The organism is Caulobacter soli, from assembly GCF_011045195.1.
Classification (GTDB): Bacteria; Pseudomonadota; Alphaproteobacteria; order Caulobacterales; family Caulobacteraceae; genus Caulobacter; species Caulobacter soli.
This window is the reverse complement of record NZ_CP049199.1, coordinates 5,011,124-5,026,569: the sequence shown is the minus strand read 5'-3', so window position 1 is coordinate 5,026,569 and position 15,446 is coordinate 5,011,124. Positions and strand designations below refer to the sequence as shown.

Below are 15,446 nucleotides of genomic sequence, written 5' to 3'. Positions count from 1 at the left end.
CTACCGCTTGCCGCGCGGACCGCTCGGCTTGCCGCCTGCACGTGGCGCGCCCTTGGGACCGTCCGACTTGGCCATGCCCGGCTTCGACCAGACCTTGCCGGCCTCGCCCGGCTTGCCCGCGCCCGCCGCCTTGACCGTGCTGGGCTTGCCGCCCGGACGCGCGCCGCCGGGCTTGCCCCCGGTCTTGGCCGGACCGTCGCCCAGCGGCTTATAACCATTGGCCCGCAGCGCGCCGAGTTTCGGCTTGGACGACGCCGGCCCCGCCGGCTTGGCGGGCCGCGCCTCCTTGCCTTGCGCCGCGCGCTTGTCGGCCGCGTTCTTATCGGCCAGCTCCTTGTCGCGGATCCGCTTGGCGGCGGCGTCGCGATAGGACAGCGGCTTGGGGCCGATCATCTTGCTCTCGATCGACTTCTTGGCGTGCGCGACCGGCGCGCGGCCGGCGATCGCGGGCTTCTTCTTGGGCTTGGCCCAGCCCGGCTTGCGGACGAACTTTTCTTCCTCGACCTTTTCCTCGGGGAGCAGGATCGCGGTCTGAAGCGCCTTGTGGGTGCGAGGCACGCCCCGCCGCTGCATGTCGCCGCCGCCCGCCGTGCCGACGGCCTTCAGCGGATCGGCCACGCCGATGAACTGGGGCTTGTCGCCCTTGGGCATGTTCTCTTCGGCGACGATGCCTTCCAGCAGCTCGCGGATCACCCGGGGGCCAACCTCCTCGACCTGGCCCGGCAGCAGCGTGCCCAGGGCGAACGGGCCGTAGGACAGGCGGATCAGGCGGTTGACCTTCAGGCCGATGGACTCCAGCACCCGCCGCACTTCGCGGTTCTTGCCTTCGCTGAGCGACAGGGTGATCCAGATGTTCTTGCCGCCGCCGGCCTTTTCCTGGGCCTTGTCCAGGCGCGCCTCGATCGGGCCGTAGCGCACGCCCTCGACGGTGCAGCCGTCCTTCAGCCGGTCCAGCTTGGCCTGGGTGGTGTCGCCGAAGGCGCGGGCGCGATAGCGGCGCACCCAGGCGTTGTTCGGCATCTCCAGCGCCCGCGACAGGGCCCCGTCATTGGTCAGCAGCAGCAGGCCCTCGGAGTTGAGGTCCAGGCGGCCGACCGAGATCAGGCGCGGCAGGTCGCGCGGCAGGGCCGAGAACACCGTCGGGCGCTGCTTGGGATCGTTGTGGGTGGTCATCAGCCCGGTGGGCTTGTGATAGCGGAAGACCCGGGTGGATTCCGGCGCGTCGATCATCTTGCCGTCGACGGTCAGGATGTCGTCAGGGCGGACCTTGATGGCGGGGGTAGTCAGCACTTCGCCGTTCAGCGCCACCCGGCCATCCTCGATCAGACGTTCGACCGCGCGCCGCGAGGCCACGCCGGCCCGGGCCAGCATCTTGGCCACTCGCGCGCCGTCTCCGTCGTCGTCTTGACCCGGAATGGCGTTGTCATGCAGGTGGGGTTGGTATTTCTCGGTCACGGCGTCGGTCCTTCAAGGGCGGGGCGCATCTCACGATGGGCGGTTTTCTAATGCGCACCGATCCGGGCGGGGATCAAGCTGAGCGAGATCTCGAGGCCATGAGCCTGGCGCTGGACGAGGCCCGCGCCGCCGCTGAAGCGGGCGAGACGCCGGTCGGCGCGGTGATCCTGGACCCGGTCACCGGCGAAGTGATCGCCCGCGCCGGCAACGGGCCGATCGGCGCGCACGACCCCACGGCCCACGCCGAGATCGCCGCGATCAGGATCGCCGCCGCCAAGCTTGAGAACTACCGGCTGACCGACCTGACCCTGGTGGTGACGCTGGAGCCCTGCGCCATGTGCGCCGGCGCCATCAGCCACGCGCGGATCGGCCGGGTGGTGTTCGGCGCCGAGGATCCCAAGGGCGGGGCTGTGGTCCATGGCCCCCGGTTCTTCGCCCAGCCCACCTGCCACTGGCGGCCCGAGGTCACCGGCGGCGTGATGGCTCAGGAGAGCGGCGACCTGCTGAGGGGGTTCTTCCGCGAGCGGCGGAAGAAGTAGTCCCTAGTTCACCATCGCCGAGCCGAGCAGCACCTTGGAGCCCTTGCGGCCCAGCACCTTGTCGGCGGCGTCCTGCATCTTGCCGCCCAGATAGGTCAGGTCCGGCGGCGCGCCGCGTGGCATGCCGGCCGTATAGGTCATCAGCGTCTGGGCGAAGGCGGCGCGCAGGCGCGGTTCGGACTTCTGGGCGTAGTCCATCAGCTTGGGGTCCAGGGCCTCGACGCCGATTTCCAGGGTCATGACGCCCCGGCGGCCGTCGCGGCGGATCGTGGTCGCCGTCAGGGGCTGGAGGGCGAAATAGGTCGCGGGCGCCTTCTTCTCCTCCTTGCCGTGACCGGCGAAGGCGGGCGGGGCGGCCAGGCTGACGGCGGCCAGCAAGGACAGGATGGGGAGGAGGGCGCGGCGCATGGGCCCTTGTGACACGACGTGGTTGACGTCCTCTTTACGTCTGACGGGCACAAAGGGGTGTTAACCATGAATCGTCCCGTGCGCGTCGACGCGCCGCGGGGGCGCAGGAGGCTGAACTTGGGGCGCTTTTCACCGAAAACCCTCGATCTGGACGGCAAGGTCATTCTGGTGACCGGCGGCACCGGCTCGTTTGGCCGCCGTTTCATCGAGACCGTCCTCAAGCGCTCCAACCCGCGGAAGGTGATCGTCTATTCCCGCGACGAATTGAAGCAGAGCGACATGCAGCTGGAACTGCGCGAGCAGTTCGACGAGGCGACCTACGGCAAAATGCGCTTCTTCCTGGGCGACGTGCGCGATCGCGAGCGCCTGACCCTGGCCCTGCGCGGCGTCGACATCGTCATCCACGCCGCGGCGCTGAAGCAGGTGCCGGCCGCCGAATACAACCCCTCCGAATGCATCCACACCAACGTGCTGGGCGCCGAGAACGTGGTCTGGGCCAGCCTCAACAATCACGTCAAGCAGGTGGTGGCCCTGTCGACCGACAAGGCCTGCAATCCGATCAACCTCTATGGCGCGACCAAGCTGGCCTCGGACAAGACCTTCGTGGCCGCCAACAACCTGTCGGGCGACATCGGCACCCGCTTCGCGGTGGTCCGCTACGGCAACGTGGTGGGCTCGCGCGGCAGCGTCGTGCCGCTCTACAAGCGCCTGCTGAGCCAGGGCGCGACCGAGCTGCCGGTCACCGACGCGCGGATGACCCGGTTCTGGATCACCCTCAACGAGGGCGTGGAGTTCGTGCTGTCGTCGCTGGAGATCATGCGCGGCGGCGAGATCTTCGTGCCGAAGATCCCGTCGATGACCATGCCCGACCTGGTGAAGGCCATGTCGCCGGACGTCGGCATGAAGATCGTCGGCATCCGCCCGGGCGAGAAGCTGCACGAGATGATGATCAGCGCCGACGACGCCCGCGCCACGATCGAGCTGTCCGATCGCTACGTGATCGAGCCCACCTTCGTCGAATATCCGCGCACGCCTTTCCGCGGCGAGGCCGAGGCCAAGGACGTGGCCGAGGGCTTCAGCTACAGCAGCGACAGCAATGACGACTGGCTCAGCGAAGACGGCCTGAACGCCATGCTGGCCGAGAAGGCCTGATGAGCGGCCCGCCGTTCCTCCCCTACGGCCGTCAGACCATCGAGGACGACGACGTGGCGGCGGTGGCGGCGGCCCTGCGCGCCGATTTCCTGACGACGGGACCGACGGTCGAGGCCTTCGAGACCGCCTTCAAGCGGAAGGTCGGCGCCGAGCACGCCATCGCCGTCGCCAACGGCACCGCCACCCTGCACCTGGCCATGCTGGCCCTTGGGGTCGGCGAGGACGACGTGTGCATCGCCCCGTCGGTCACCTTTCTCGCCACCGCCAACTGCGCCCGCTATGTCGGCGCCGAGGTGGTGTTCGCCGATGTCGACCCCGACAGCGGCCTGATGACGCCCGAGACCCTGGCCGACGCCCTGAAGCGGGCCGGCGATCGCCGGGTGAAGGCCGTGCTGCCCGTCCACCTGCGCGGCGATGTCTGCGATCTGCCGGGCCTGAAGGCCCTGGCTAACGGCGTTGGCGCGGTGCTGGTCGAGGACGCGCCCCACGCCCTGGGTTCGGTCGCCACGTTTGACGATGCGGCCCATCCGGTCGGCGACGGGGCCTATTCGGCGTTCGCCAGCTTCTCGTTCCATCCGGTCAAGACCCTGGCCACGGGCGAGGGCGGCATGCTGACCACCAACGACGCCGCCTTGGCGGCGCGGGCCCGGTCCCTGCGCGGCCACGGCATGGTCCGTCCCGCCGGCGCCGAGCCGTGGGTGTACGAGATGCCCGAGCTGGGCTTCAACTACCGCATTCCCGACGTGCTCTGCGCCCTGGGCATCTCGCAGCTGGCCAAGCTCGATCGCTTCGTGGCGCGACGGCGGACCCTGGCGGGGCTCTACGCCGAAAAGCTGGCCGCCCTGGCCCCGGCCGTGCGCCTGGCGACGAGCCCCGCCTGGTCCGACCCGGCCCTGCACCTGCTGACCGTGCTGATCGACTTCGAAGCTCTGGGCACGAGCCGCCGCGCGGTGGTCGAGGCCCTGAAGGCCCAGGGCGTCGGCAGCCAGGTCCACTACATCCCCGTCCACACCCAGCCCTACTACCAGGCCCGCTACGGCGCTCTGGACCTGCCCGGCAGCGAGGCCTGGTACGCCCGGTGCCTGACCCTGCCGCTGTATCCGACGATGGCGGATGGGGATGTGGATCGTGTGGTTGGGGCGCTGGTTGACGCGTTGAAACGCTAAGGTCCCAGCTTTCCGTCGTCGTTGTTTCCAAGGTCCCTGCGCGCCGCAGCCCTTCGCCTTCTTCGGGGCGTTTTTTCCGCTTCAGGCTTTGGCGTCAGCAAGGGAGGCGCGGGATTTGGCGGTTTGGCCTTTTCTTCCAGCGCGTGAATGAACGTATTTACGCGGGGCGAGACCTCCCGCCCCCTTCGCTCAATGATGCGCTTGTAAAATATTGCTAGCGTCAAAAGGCATTCAACTACCATAGACGACAAGCCGTTCACGACAAATCCGGCGAATAACACCAGTATAAATGCTTGCTCTGTAAGCGTTCCGGCTCTTTTTGCTATCTGATAGCCGAGCATAACTGCAAGTATTTGTATGGAAAAATCCGAAATAATCGAAACAAGTGCGCCGGATATCCGCAACGGTTTCGTCATCGCAAACATGGAGCGGCGAGCCTCTGGCGGGTCTTCGCCTGCTATCGCACCGGAGAAGACAATCGAGAGTCCGCTAGCCGCTAACATCGCTCCGGCGATTGGATACATCCATGTCGCCGGATTCTTGGCTGCATCACCGTTGGTGACGCCTTCCAAAAGGACAACAAATGAGATGGCCATGCCACCGGTGGCGCTCAGGCCGACCGGCTCTCTTTCGCTAGCCATCTCACCCCCCCCCGATGCGGTTCTGATGGCCTCTAGTATTCCATTTTTACTTGAAGCTCACGCTTTCGCGAGAGTTAAGCCGCCGCCTTCTGCTGAACCATGCCCTTGAGCAGGTCCATGGTCTCGGGCGAGGCGGCGAGTTCCTCGCGGGTCTCCGGCGCGCGGGCCAGTTTCATCACTTCGGCCTTGGCCTTGTCGGCGACCGGGCCGGTGGGACCGGCCTCGCCCATGGCCAGCTTGATCAGCACCGACATCTTCTGGGCCAGGGACGCCGGCGCGCGGACCAGCATGGTGACCAGGCGGGCGTCGGCCTCGATCATGCCGCCCACCTCGCCCAGGCGGGCGCATAGCGGCTCGTAGTCCTCGACCACCAGGCCCGAGCGGACCAGGGCGCGTTGCAGGGCGGCCAGGGCGGCCAGCTTGGCGGCCGCCGAGTCCGGTCCCTGGCGCAGTTCGCGCTCGAAGCGCAGGGCCAGGACGTTGGCCGACAGCCACCGGGCGGCCATGCGCTTGTTGACCGCGCCCATGACGTTCTCGGCCAGGCGGATCAGCATCTGCACCTCCTCGCGCGACGAGCGATCGCGGCCGAGCAGGGCCTCGATGAATTCGCCGTTCAGCAAGGTCTTGGAGCGGGTGGTGAAGGCGCTGGTGATGTCTTCCGGCGGCAGGATGCGGCCCGCGGCGGCGGTCAGGCTCATGGCCAGGGCGCGCAGATATTCGATCTCGGCCTCGGCGTCGGCGGGTTTCAGGCGCCGCACGCCGTTCAGTTCCTTGAGCACGCGCTGGGCGATCGACATCCGCACGGCGGGGAAGTCCTCGCCGTTCAGCCAGTCGCACAGGCGCTTGGCCGTGCCGTTCAGTTCGGGCATGCAGTTGCGCACCCCGGCCTCGATGCGGATCAGGGCCTCGACCTGGGCGCCGCCCGTCAGGCGGGTCATGGCCGCCAGGGTCGTGCCGAGGTCGGCGTCGCCGCCTTCCTTGTTGCTGCCCAGCAGGTCGGCCATGCCGGCCTTGGAGCCGATGATCTCGGCCAGCGGCGTCTCGATGGCGGCCAGGGCGGCGGCCCGGGCCTTGGGCTCGGTCGGCGCGGCGTCGGCCAGGTCGAGCAGGCGGGCGATCTTCTCGGACCAGTTCTTGCCGGGCGCGATCGAGGCGGCGACGCCGGCCCCCAGCAGGAAGGCGCGGTCGGGATCGACGGCCAGGCGTTCGGCGGCCCGGGCGAAACCTTCCTTGTCCAGGTCGGGCAGGGCGCCCTTCTTGAACTGTTTCATCAGGTTGGCGACGGTGCGCTCGACCAGGCCCTGGAAGGTGCGGATCAGCTCGTGGACCGACATGCCCCGGGCCTCGGCCTCGGGAATGGCGATCTTCTGCAGGGCGTGCTGCAGGTCGGTGCCCGAGGCTTCCAGCTGCTCGACCAGGTCGGGCCGGTGCAGCAGCTCGAACGGGGTGGCGTTGTGACGCTCCAGCCAGCCTTCCAGCAGGCGGCCGATGCGATCGCGGGCGTGGGCGGTGTAGAGGTCGGCGGGCTGGACGCAGAGGGGATCCAGGTCCTCCTGCTGCTTCTTGGGCTTGCCGCCGTCGACCTGGCCCTTGGTGAAGATCGAGATCGACTTGTATTCGCCGGTCGCCTTGTCGAGGGTTTCCTTGCTGACCCGCACGGCGACCGCCCGGCCCTGCTCCAGCGCCTCTTCGGCGGTCTGCAGGGCATGGGTCCGAACCTCGGTCGCCATGTCGAGCGTCCATTGCGCGCCGACCTTTCGGCGCACGAACAGCTCGTAATGGACTTGATCGCTCATCGGCAAAGGGCTCCCCGAAGCTCCCTTATGGGATACAAGACCTTAAGGTGAGGTTGCCGCCGCGAGGGCTCTATCGGGCCGCGCCGCAATGACGCCACGCTGGAGCCGCAAAAGGCAGGGAAAGCTTGGCCGCCTTCATGCGTTGTGGGGGGCGCGTTGTAGCGAGCGACGCCGGTCGATAGTATCGGCGGGAAGCAGCGAAAGGACCCATAGGGCTCGATGGCCGATATTACTCTCATCGACGACGACGAGAACATCGTCGCCTCGGTTTCGCTGGCGCTGGAAAGCCACGGTCACGTGGTGAAGGCTTATTACGACGGCGCGTCGGGACTTGACGCGGTCGAGAGCCAAGCCCCCGATCTGGTGATCCTGGACGTCAAGATGCCGCGCATGGACGGCATGGAAGTGCTGCGCCGCCTGCGCCAGACCACCGAGATCCCGGTGATCATGCTGACCTCCAAGGACGACGAGATCGACGAGATCCTCGGCTTCAACCTCGGGGCCGACGACTATATCCACAAGCCGTTCAGCCAGCGCCTGCTGCTGGAGCGGGTCAAGGCCGTGCTGCGCCGGGCCCGTCCGGAAGAGGACGAGCCGGGTGTCGCGCCGGGCGCGGCCAATTCCAAGATCATGAAGCGCGGCAAGCTGACCCTGGATTCCGCGCGCCACGACAGCCTGTGGGACGGCCGGCCGGTGCGCCTGACGGTCACCGAATTCCTGCTGCTGCAATCGCTGGCCCAGCGCCCGGGCTTCGTGAAGAGCCGCGACAACCTGATGGACGCCGCCTACGACGATCAGGTCTATGTCGACGACCGCACCATCGACAGCCACATCAAGCGGATGCGCAAGAAGTTCCGCCAAGTCGATCCGGAGTTCGATTCCATCGAAACCCTGTATGGCGTCGGCTACCGATATCGCGAATCCTGATCGCGCGATGGCCGGGGACCCCGGACAGCAGGCCAAGCCGAAGCGCCGGCTGAGCTGGCCGAAACCCGGCTGGCCCAAGCTTGCCTGGCCCAAATTGGCTTGGCCCAGGGGTTCGCGCCTGGGCCGGCTGATCATCGGGCTCAACATGCTGGCCCTGGCCGTGCTGCTGGGCGGGGCGCTGGTGCTGAACGAGCTGCGCAGCGGCCTGATCAACACCCGCATCGACAGCCTGACCACCCAGGGCGAGCTGATCGCCAACGTCATCGACCTGGCCGCCACGGTCGGCGACCCCGAGCCGCGCCTGGTGCCGGACCAGGCTAGCGACATCCTGCAGAGCCTGTTCATCCCGCGCTCGCAACGGGCGCGATTGTTCGACGCCCAGGGCAATCAACTGGCCGATTCCTATGTCGTCGCCGACCGGGTGGAGTCCAAGGTCCTGCCGCCGGCCCGCAAGCCCGGCCAAACCGCGTTCGGCCTGCCCGCCCACAGCCCCGACACCAAGCCCAAGGTCGCCGAGGCGGCCCGCGAGGCCCTGGCCGCCGAGATCGCCCAGGCCAAGCTGGGCGAGCCGGTGGCTGGAACCCGCCTGGACGAGATGGGCGAGCGGGTGGTGTCGGTGTCGATCCCCATCCAGCACGTGCGCGCGGTCCTGGGCGTCCTGACGCTCGAGGCCGGCGACGTCGACCAGATCATCGCCGCCGAGCGCAAGGCCCTGCTGCCCTTCGCCCTGATCGCCATCGTCACCACCCTGATCTCGTCGTTCCTGCTCAACCGCCTGATCGCCCAGCCGGTGCTGCGCATGGCCAGCGCCGCCGACCGCGTGCGGCTGGACGGGGCTCGGGCCATCTCCCTGCCCGACATTTCCGGCCGCAAGGACGAGCTGGGCGACCTGTCGCGGGCCCTGGAGGAGATGACCGACTCGATGTCCGAGCGGATGGACGCCATCGAGCGCTTCGCCGCCGACGTCGCCCACGAGATCAAGAACCCCCTGACCTCGATCCGCTCGGCGATCGAGACCCTGGACCTGGTGACCGACCCCGCCGCCCGGGCCCGGCTGCTGGGCATTCTGCAGCAGGACGTCACGCGTCTGGACCGCCTGGTCACCGACATTTCCAACGCCTCGCGGCTGGACGCGGAGCTGTCGCGCGAGGCGCCGCGGGCCTTCGAGCTGAACCTGCTACTGGCCGAGGTCATCCACCTCTACGAGGCCCAGCTGCGCCCGGGCGACGCCCCGGGCAGCGTGCGGGTGACCTTCGACGCCCAGGCCGCGCCTCAGCACGCCCGGATCGTGGCGCGCGAGACCCCGGTGGGCCAGGTGTTCCGCAACCTGATCGACAACGCCCGCTCGTTCAGCGCCGCCGACGGCGAGGTGCGGGTGAGCCTGGCCCGCGACTGGGGCCTGCGCGACCACAACCGGCTGATCGTCACGGTCGACGACGACGGTCCGGGCATTCCGCCCGAGAATCTGGAAACCATCTTCGAGCGGTTCTACACCTCGCGGCCCAAGGGCAAGGCGTTCGGCGGCAATTCGGGCCTGGGCCTGTCGATCGCCCGCCAGATCGTCGAGGCGCATGGCGGGACCATGCGGGCCGAGAATCGCAAGGACGCCGACGGCAAGGTCATCGGGGCGCGGTTCCGGATCGACCTGCCCGAGGCCGGCGCTCACAATACGCATCATCACGGCGGTCAACGCGATGGGGGGCAACGCGACGCCCCTCGTGATGGCGGTTCGCGCGAATGATCCGCCACGCCGGCCTGATCGCCCGCCGGGTCGCCGGCGTCTGGCGCGGCGCGCTGATCGAGGGGCCGTCGGGCGTCGGCAAGAGCGATCTGGCGCTGCGGGCCCTGGACCAGGGCTTCGTCCTGGTGGCCGACGACCGAACCGTGGTGTTCGTTTCGGCCGGCAAGCTCTTTGGCCGCGCGCCCGAAACCCTGGCCGGACTGGTCGAGGCGCGGGGCGTCGGGGTGCTGTCCCAGGCCTTTCGCCCGTTCTGTCGAATCGATCTGCTGGTGCGCTGCGTGGATCGGCCGCAGGCGGTGGAGCGGCTGCCCGACCCCATCTTCGAGGTCATCGAGGGCGTTTCCACGCCGGTGCTGGACCTGTGGCCTCTGGAACCCGGCGCGCCGGGGAAAATCAGGCGGGTGTTTGAGCATCTTGGAGTCGCCGACTAACAAGCGTATCAAGGCGGCCCGCGCGGCCCTCCCTGGCCGCCACGGGTTATGGGGATCCCGTTTGAGAGATCAGGCATGATCGGGCTCGTGATAGTCACGCACGGGCGGCTGGCGGAGGAGTTCGTCTCCGCCATGGAGCATGTGGTCGGCCCGCAGAGCGCGGTCGCGGCCATCTGCATCGGCCCGGAGGACGACATGGAACGTCGCCGGTCGGACATTCTGAAGGCGTGCGCCGCGGTCGACACCGAGGGCGACGGCGTGATTCTGCTGACCGACATGTTCGGCGGCACGCCCTCGAACCTGGCCATTTCGGTGATGGAGCAGACCAAGGCCGAGGTGATCGCCGGCCTGAACCTGCCGATGCTGATCAAGCTGGCCAGCGTGCGCCAGCGCGAAACCCTGCAGGCCTGCGTCGCCCACGCCCAAGAGGCTGGACGCAAATATATCTCCGTGGCCTCCTACGTGCTCGCGGGAGAAAAATGAGTCGCATGGCGGCGCGCACGGTCGAGATCGTCAACGAACGGGGCCTGCACGCCCGGGCCTCGGCCAAGTTCGTCAAGCTGGCTTCCGGTTTCGACGCCGAGGTCACGGTCGCCCGCGACGGCACCAGCGTCGACGCCCGCTCGATCATGGGCCTGATGATGCTGGCCGCCGGCATCGGCTCGACCATCGACATCGAAGCCGAGGGCCCCGAAGCCGACGCGGCCGTCGAGGCGCTGACGGAACTGGTGTCGAACAGGTTCGACGAGGAGCGGTAAGGCTCCTCTTTGTGGCGCACTGACTTGCCCCCACCTGACGGCTCCGCCGTCTGTCCGCCCCCATAGGGGGCGGAGGACGCGCGCTCGAAGCCTCTTCCCCCTCTGGGGGAAGACGGTCGCGAAGCGACCCGTAGGGGGCAAGTGTTCGCCGCCGAGGCGCCGAAGGTTTTGTCCCTACTCCGCCGCCACGGCTTCCGGCGCGAGGGCCTTGGCCAAGCCCATGGGCCGCAGGTCCAGGTCCTGGAACAGGGCGCTGTCCTCGTCCTGACCCGGCAGAGGCGTGGTGAGCAGCTTGCCGCCGACGAAGATCGAGTTGGCGCCGGCCAGGAAACACAGGGCCTGCAGCTCGCGGCTCATCTCGTCGCGGCCGGCCGACAGGCGGACCATGGACTTGGGACAGACGATGCGGGCCACGGCGATGGTGCGCACGAACTCGATCGAGTCGATGGCCTTCTCGCCATCCTTCAGGATCGCGTCGCCCAAGGGCGTGCCGCTGACCGGCACCAGGCCGTTGATCGGCAGGCTGTCGGGGTGGCTGGGCAGGGTGGCCAGCTGACGCAGCAGGCTGGCGCGGTCGCGGCGGGTCTCGCCCATGCCGACGATGCCGCCGCAGCAGGTGCTCATGCCCGCGTCGCGCACATAGGCCAGGGTGTCGAGCCGTTCCTGATAGGTGCGGGTGGTGACCACGTCGCCGTAGTACTCGGGACCGGTGTCGAGGTTGTGGTTGTAGTAGTCGAGCCCGGCGTCCTTGAGCTGCCTGGCCTGGTCGGGCGTCAGCATGCCCAGGGTGGCGCAGGTTTCCAGGCCCAGGGCCTTCACCCCGCCGATCATCGCCGCCAGCTTGGGCAGGTCGCGATCCTTCAGCTCGCGCCAGGCCGCCCCCATGCAGAAGCGCTGGGCCCCGCCGTCGCGGGCTTCGCGGGCCTTGGCGATCACCACCTCGGCGTCCATCAGCTTCTCGGCCTTCAGGCCGGTCTTGAAGTGGGCCGACTGGCTGCAATAGCCGCAGTTCTCCGCGCAGCCGCCGGTCTTGACCGACAGCAGCTGCGACAGCTGCACTTCGCTGGGGTCGAACCCGGCCCGGTGCACGGTCGCGGCCTGGAACACCAGTTCCATGAACGGCTGGTCGAACAGGGCCTGGACCTCGTCCAGGGTCCAATCGTAGCGGGGTTGGGCGGCGTTGATCTGGCTCATGGCGCGCAGGTTTGGACTCCGCCAGTTTGATTGGCAAGCACGTCCCGCGTGCGTCCGCACACAACAGTCGTCGCGTGCGCGCGCTCGCGACAGCCGATGGAGCCAAAACCGGCGTGTCCGGTTATAACGGTCGCATGGATCACGAAATCGAGCTGAAGTTCCTGATCGCCCCGGAGTCTTCGGACGTGATCCTGGCCCGGCTCGAGGGGCGGGAAGCGGTTCGACAGCTCGACGCGACCTATTTCGACACCGTCGACCATGCCCTGCGCAAGGCGGGCTTTGGCCTGCGCATCCGCGATGGCGAGAACGGCCGCAAGCAGACCTTGAAATCGGCCTCGTCGGGCGGCGTCTTCGCGCGCGGCGAGTGGGAAAGCGCCGTGGAGGGGCCCGAGCCCGACCGCGATCTGCTGGCCCAGACCCCGGCGGCCAAGGTCATCAACGGCGACGCCCTGGCCCCGGTGTTCGCCACCAATGTCAAACGGGTGACCCGACTGATCGAACGCGATGGAGCGACCATCGAAGCGGCCCTGGACCAGGGCGAGCTGCTGGCCGATGACCGTCGGGCCGGGGTCAGCGAATTGGAGCTGGAGCTCAAGACCGGCGCGGCGCGCGTGCTGTTCGACCTGGCCCGGGATCTGGCCGCCCACGCGCCGCTGCGCCTGTCGCTGATCAGCAAGGCCGAGCGGGGCTACGCCCTGGCGCTGGACGAGCAGGACGGTCCGCGACCCGACGCGCCGCTGGATCCCGGGGCGACGACCGGCGAGGTGTTGCAGGCTCTGGGCCGAACGGCGCTGTGCCGCCTTTGCGCCGCCGCCGAGGCCCTGCGCGCTCGGCCGGCTCCCGAGCGGGTGCACAAGCTGCGCGTGGCCGCGCGGCGGTTCCGGGCCCTGTTGTCGACCTTCAAGGCCCTGGCCGGCGATCCGGCCGCCCTCCACGTCAAGACCGAGCTGAAATGGCTGGCCGACGAACTGGGACCGGCCCGGAACCTGGACGTGTTCATCGCCGACGTCTGGCGGCCGGCCGCCGAGGAGCAGGCCGAAGCCAGCCAGGCCGCCGATAGCGACTTGCAGCCCGATGAGGCGGCCCAGAACGAAGCGCGCGCCCTGGCGGCGTTCGGCAAGGCGCTGCTGGCCGCCCAGACGGACGCCTACGCCAAGGCCGACGCGGCCGTCGACAGCGCTCGCTTCCGCGTCCTGGCCATCGAGGCGGCCGCCTGGCTGGAGGCCGGTCCCTGGACCACCGACAAGCGGCTGGAAAAACGCCGCGACAAGGCCGCCACGGCCTTCGCCGCCAAGGCCCTGGACAAGCGCCGTCGCCGCATCCGCCAGGACGGTCGCGACCTGGCGGCGCTGAGCCCCCAAGAGCGCCATGAGCTGCGCATCCGGGGCAAGAAGCTGCGCTACGCCGTCGAGGACCTGGGCGCTCTGTTCCCCGACCATCCCAGGCGCCTGGCCGGCTTCGTCGAGGCGACCCGGGATCTGCAGGACGCCCTGGGCGCGCTCAACGACCTGGCTGTTCGCGAGGCCCTGGCCCGCGAGGTGGCGCTGTCGTGCGACGATCCCGAGGCCGCCTTCGCCGCCGGCCGGCTGACGGCGGGCGGGTCCGACCGCGAGGCCGAGCTGCTGGCCGAGGCCCAGGGCGCCTATGTGAGCTTCGCCGAGGCCAAGCGCTTCTGGTGATCTCTGTTGCGGGCGCGGTCGAATAGCGCCTCGGCGAGCCGGGCATATAAAGGAATCCTTATGCCTTAATTGCGAGAACGGGCTGGGCGCGGTATAGACCGCGCAAGACCATCCCCCGACCGCAGGAGCCGACCGTGGCCGACTACATCGTCAAGGACATCTCGCTCGCCGATTTCGGCCGCAAGGAACTCGCCATCGCCGAGACCGAAATGCCCGGTCTGATGGCCACCCGCGCCGAATACGGCCCGGCCCAGGTGCTGAAGGGCGCCCGCATCGCCGGCAGCCTGCACATGACCATCCAGACCGGCGTTCTGATCGAGACCCTCACGGCGCTCGGCGCCGAAGTGCGCTGGGCCTCGTGCAACATCTTCTCGACCCAGGACCACGCGGCCGCGGCCATCGCCGCTTCAGGCGTGCCGGTGTTCGCCTTCAAGGGCGAGAACCTGGTCGAGTACTGGGAATACGCCCACAAGATCTTCGAATGGCATGACGGCGGCTATCCGAACCTGATCCTCGACGACGGCGGCGACGCCACCCTGCTGTGCGTGCTGGGTCCGAAGGCCGAGAAAGATCCGACCCTTCTGAACAACCCGCAGAACGAAGAAGAAGAAGCCCTCTTCAAGGTGATGAAGCGCTATCTGGCCGAAAAGCCGGGCTTCTACACCGCGATCCGCGACGCCATCGGCGGCGTGTCGGAAGAAACCACCACGGGCGTCCACCGCCTGTACCAGATGGCCGCCAAGGGCGACCTGCCGTTCCCGGCCATCAACGTCAACGACAGCGTCACCAAGTCGAAGTTCGATAACCTGTACGGCTGCCGGGAATCGCTGGTCGACGCCATCCGTCGCGGCACCGACGTCATGCTGTCGGGCAAGGTCGCGGTGGTCTGCGGCTACGGCGACGTGGGCAAGGGCTCGGCCGCCTCGCTGCGCCAAGGCGGCGCCCGCGTGATCGTCACCGAGATCGACCCGATCTGCGCCCTGCAGGCGGCGATGGAAGGCTATGAGGTCCAGACCCTGGACGACGTGGCCGGTCGCGCCGACATCTTCGTGACCGCCACGGGCAACAAGGACGTCATCACCGTCGATCACATGCGGCAGATGCGCAACAACGCCATCGTCTGCAACATCGGCCACTTCGACTCGGAGATTCAGGTCGCCGGCCTGAAGAACTTCAAGTGGGACGAGATCAAGCCGCAGGTCCACCACGTGGAATTCCCGGACGGCAAGAAGATCATCCTGCTGTCGGAAGGCCGCCTGGTGAACCTCGGCAACGCGACGGGCCACCCCTCGTTCGTGATGTCGGCCAGCTTCACCAACCAGACCCTGGCCCAGATCGAACTGTGGACCAACAAGTCGGCCTACAAGAACGACGTCTACACCCTGCCCAAGCACCTCGACGAAAAGGTCGCCTTCCTCCACCTGGAAAAGCTGGGCGCCAAGCTGTCGACCCTGCGCAAGGACCAGGCCGACTATATCGGCGTGCCGGAAAAGGGCCCGTTCAAGCCGGACCACTACCGCTACTAGGCCTGGCTTTCCGCCAAGCCGGAAGGGCCCGTC

At 68.3% G+C, this 15,446-nt stretch carries 15 protein-coding genes; 10 read left to right on the top strand and 5 right to left on the bottom strand.

Annotated elements, in window-relative coordinates; all coding sequences use genetic code 11:
* Window positions 1-1,455 carry a pseudouridine synthase gene (locus tag G3M62_RS23410; protein WP_165190943.1) on the bottom strand — a complete coding sequence of 485 codons (1,455 nt, stop codon included), beginning with the start codon at window positions 1,453-1,455 and terminating at the stop codon, window positions 1-3.
* 50 nt (window positions 1,456-1,505) lie between these two features.
* Between G3M62_RS23410 and G3M62_RS23405 the strand changes: the two genes are divergently transcribed.
* On the top strand, window positions 1,506-1,994 hold the full coding sequence (locus tag G3M62_RS23405; RefSeq protein WP_343037655.1) for a nucleoside deaminase: 489 nt from the start codon (window positions 1,506-1,508) through the stop codon (window positions 1,992-1,994).
* Between the two features lie 3 nt (window positions 1,995-1,997).
* Here G3M62_RS23405 and G3M62_RS23400 read toward each other — a convergent pair whose 3' ends face one another.
* Complete coding sequence (locus tag G3M62_RS23400) at window positions 1,998-2,402, bottom strand: hypothetical protein (RefSeq protein WP_165190941.1); 405 nt, start codon at window positions 2,400-2,402, stop codon at window positions 1,998-2,000.
* 117 nt (window positions 2,403-2,519) lie between these two features.
* Between G3M62_RS23400 and pseB the strand changes: the two genes are divergently transcribed.
* Entirely contained in the window at window positions 2,520-3,554 is a 1,035-nt protein-coding gene (pseB, locus tag G3M62_RS23395) for a UDP-N-acetylglucosamine 4,6-dehydratase (inverting) (RefSeq protein ID WP_165190940.1), read from the top strand.
* Window positions 3,554-4,720, top strand: a complete 1,167-nt coding sequence (gene pseC / locus G3M62_RS23390) for a UDP-4-amino-4,6-dideoxy-N-acetyl-beta-L-altrosamine transaminase (RefSeq protein ID WP_165190939.1) — start codon at window positions 3,554-3,556, stop codon at window positions 4,718-4,720. Before pseB ends, pseC begins: the two co-directional genes overlap by 1 nt.
* Here pseC and G3M62_RS23385 read toward each other — a convergent pair.
* Entirely contained in the window at window positions 4,717-5,361 is a 645-nt protein-coding gene (locus G3M62_RS23385) for a hypothetical protein (protein WP_165190938.1), read from the bottom strand. The two genes, pseC and G3M62_RS23385, sit on opposite strands and share 4 nt — an antisense overlap.
* A 74-nt stretch (window positions 5,362-5,435) precedes the next feature.
* Window positions 5,436-7,157, bottom strand: coding sequence for a hypothetical protein (locus G3M62_RS23380; protein WP_165190937.1), 1,722 nt, complete (start codon window positions 7,155-7,157; stop codon window positions 5,436-5,438).
* Between the two features lie 219 nt (window positions 7,158-7,376).
* On the opposite strand from G3M62_RS23380, the gene G3M62_RS23375 reads away from it, so the two are divergent.
* The 5 genes from G3M62_RS23375 to G3M62_RS23355 all read left to right on the top strand — a co-directional run bounded on the left by G3M62_RS23375 (window position 7,377) and on the right by G3M62_RS23355 (window position 11,014).
* A complete protein-coding gene (locus G3M62_RS23375) occupies window positions 7,377-8,084 on the top strand; it encodes a two-component response regulator ChvI (RefSeq protein WP_165190936.1) in 708 nt (235 codons plus the stop codon).
* A gap of 7 nt (window positions 8,085-8,091) precedes the next feature.
* A complete protein-coding gene (locus G3M62_RS23370; protein ID WP_246263394.1) occupies window positions 8,092-9,825 on the top strand; it encodes an ATP-binding protein in 1,734 nt (577 codons plus the stop codon).
* A complete protein-coding gene (locus tag G3M62_RS23365; protein ID WP_165190935.1) occupies window positions 9,822-10,256 on the top strand; it encodes an HPr kinase/phosphorylase in 435 nt (144 codons plus the stop codon). Before G3M62_RS23370 ends, G3M62_RS23365 begins: the two co-directional genes overlap by 4 nt.
* A 75-nt stretch (window positions 10,257-10,331) precedes the next feature.
* Window positions 10,332-10,739: a PTS sugar transporter subunit IIA gene (locus G3M62_RS23360; protein ID WP_165190934.1), complete on the top strand. Its 408-nt coding sequence runs from the start codon at window positions 10,332-10,334 to the stop codon at window positions 10,737-10,739.
* Entirely contained in the window at window positions 10,736-11,014 is a 279-nt protein-coding gene (locus tag G3M62_RS23355; RefSeq protein ID WP_165190933.1) for an HPr family phosphocarrier protein, read from the top strand. Before G3M62_RS23360 ends, G3M62_RS23355 begins: the two co-directional genes overlap by 4 nt.
* Before the next feature lie 174 nt (window positions 11,015-11,188).
* On the opposite strand, the gene bioB is transcribed toward G3M62_RS23355, so the two are convergent.
* Entirely contained in the window at window positions 11,189-12,208 is a 1,020-nt protein-coding gene (gene bioB / locus G3M62_RS23350; RefSeq protein WP_165190932.1) for a biotin synthase BioB, read from the bottom strand.
* 134 nt (window positions 12,209-12,342) lie between these two features.
* Here bioB and G3M62_RS23345 point away from each other — a divergent pair, with 134 nt between their 5' ends.
* Window positions 12,343-13,887 carry a CYTH and CHAD domain-containing protein gene (locus tag G3M62_RS23345; RefSeq protein WP_165190931.1) on the top strand — a complete coding sequence of 515 codons (1,545 nt, stop codon included), beginning with the start codon at window positions 12,343-12,345 and terminating at the stop codon, window positions 13,885-13,887.
* Window positions 13,888-14,021: 134 nt separating this feature from the next.
* Window positions 14,022-15,413 carry an adenosylhomocysteinase gene (gene ahcY, locus G3M62_RS23340; protein WP_165190930.1) on the top strand — a complete coding sequence of 464 codons (1,392 nt, stop codon included), beginning with the start codon at window positions 14,022-14,024 and terminating at the stop codon, window positions 15,411-15,413.
* Window positions 15,414-15,446: the final 33 nt, after the last annotated feature.

Bases quoted from the DNA above. Each gene is read 5' to 3' on its own strand.
- G3M62_RS23365 (WP_165190935.1), top strand. From the start codon at position 9,822: ATGATCCGCCACGCCGGCCTGATCGCCCGCCGGGTCGCCGGCGTCTGG.
- G3M62_RS23405 (WP_343037655.1), top strand. From the start codon at position 1,506: ATGCGCACCGATCCGGGCGGGGATCAAGCTGAGCGAGATCTCGAGGCC.
- G3M62_RS23375 (WP_165190936.1), top strand. From the start codon at position 7,377: ATGGCCGATATTACTCTCATCGACGACGACGAGAACATCGTCGCCTCG.
- G3M62_RS23345 (WP_165190931.1), top strand. From the start codon at position 12,343: ATGGATCACGAAATCGAGCTGAAGTTCCTGATCGCCCCGGAGTCTTCG.
- G3M62_RS23360 (WP_165190934.1), top strand. From the start codon at position 10,332: ATGATCGGGCTCGTGATAGTCACGCACGGGCGGCTGGCGGAGGAGTTC.
- G3M62_RS23355 (WP_165190933.1), top strand. From the start codon at position 10,736: ATGAGTCGCATGGCGGCGCGCACGGTCGAGATCGTCAACGAACGGGGC.
- G3M62_RS23370 (WP_246263394.1), top strand. From the start codon at position 8,092: ATGGCCGGGGACCCCGGACAGCAGGCCAAGCCGAAGCGCCGGCTGAGC.
- G3M62_RS23385 (WP_165190938.1), bottom strand. From the start codon at position 5,361: ATGGCTAGCGAAAGAGAGCCGGTCGGCCTGAGCGCCACCGGTGGCATG.
- bioB (WP_165190932.1), bottom strand. From the start codon at position 12,208: ATGAGCCAGATCAACGCCGCCCAACCCCGCTACGATTGGACCCTGGAC.
- G3M62_RS23380 (WP_165190937.1), bottom strand. From the start codon at position 7,157: ATGAGCGATCAAGTCCATTACGAGCTGTTCGTGCGCCGAAAGGTCGGC.
- pseC (WP_165190939.1), top strand. From the start codon at position 3,554: ATGAGCGGCCCGCCGTTCCTCCCCTACGGCCGTCAGACCATCGAGGAC.
- G3M62_RS23400 (WP_165190941.1), bottom strand. From the start codon at position 2,402: ATGCGCCGCGCCCTCCTCCCCATCCTGTCCTTGCTGGCCGCCGTCAGC.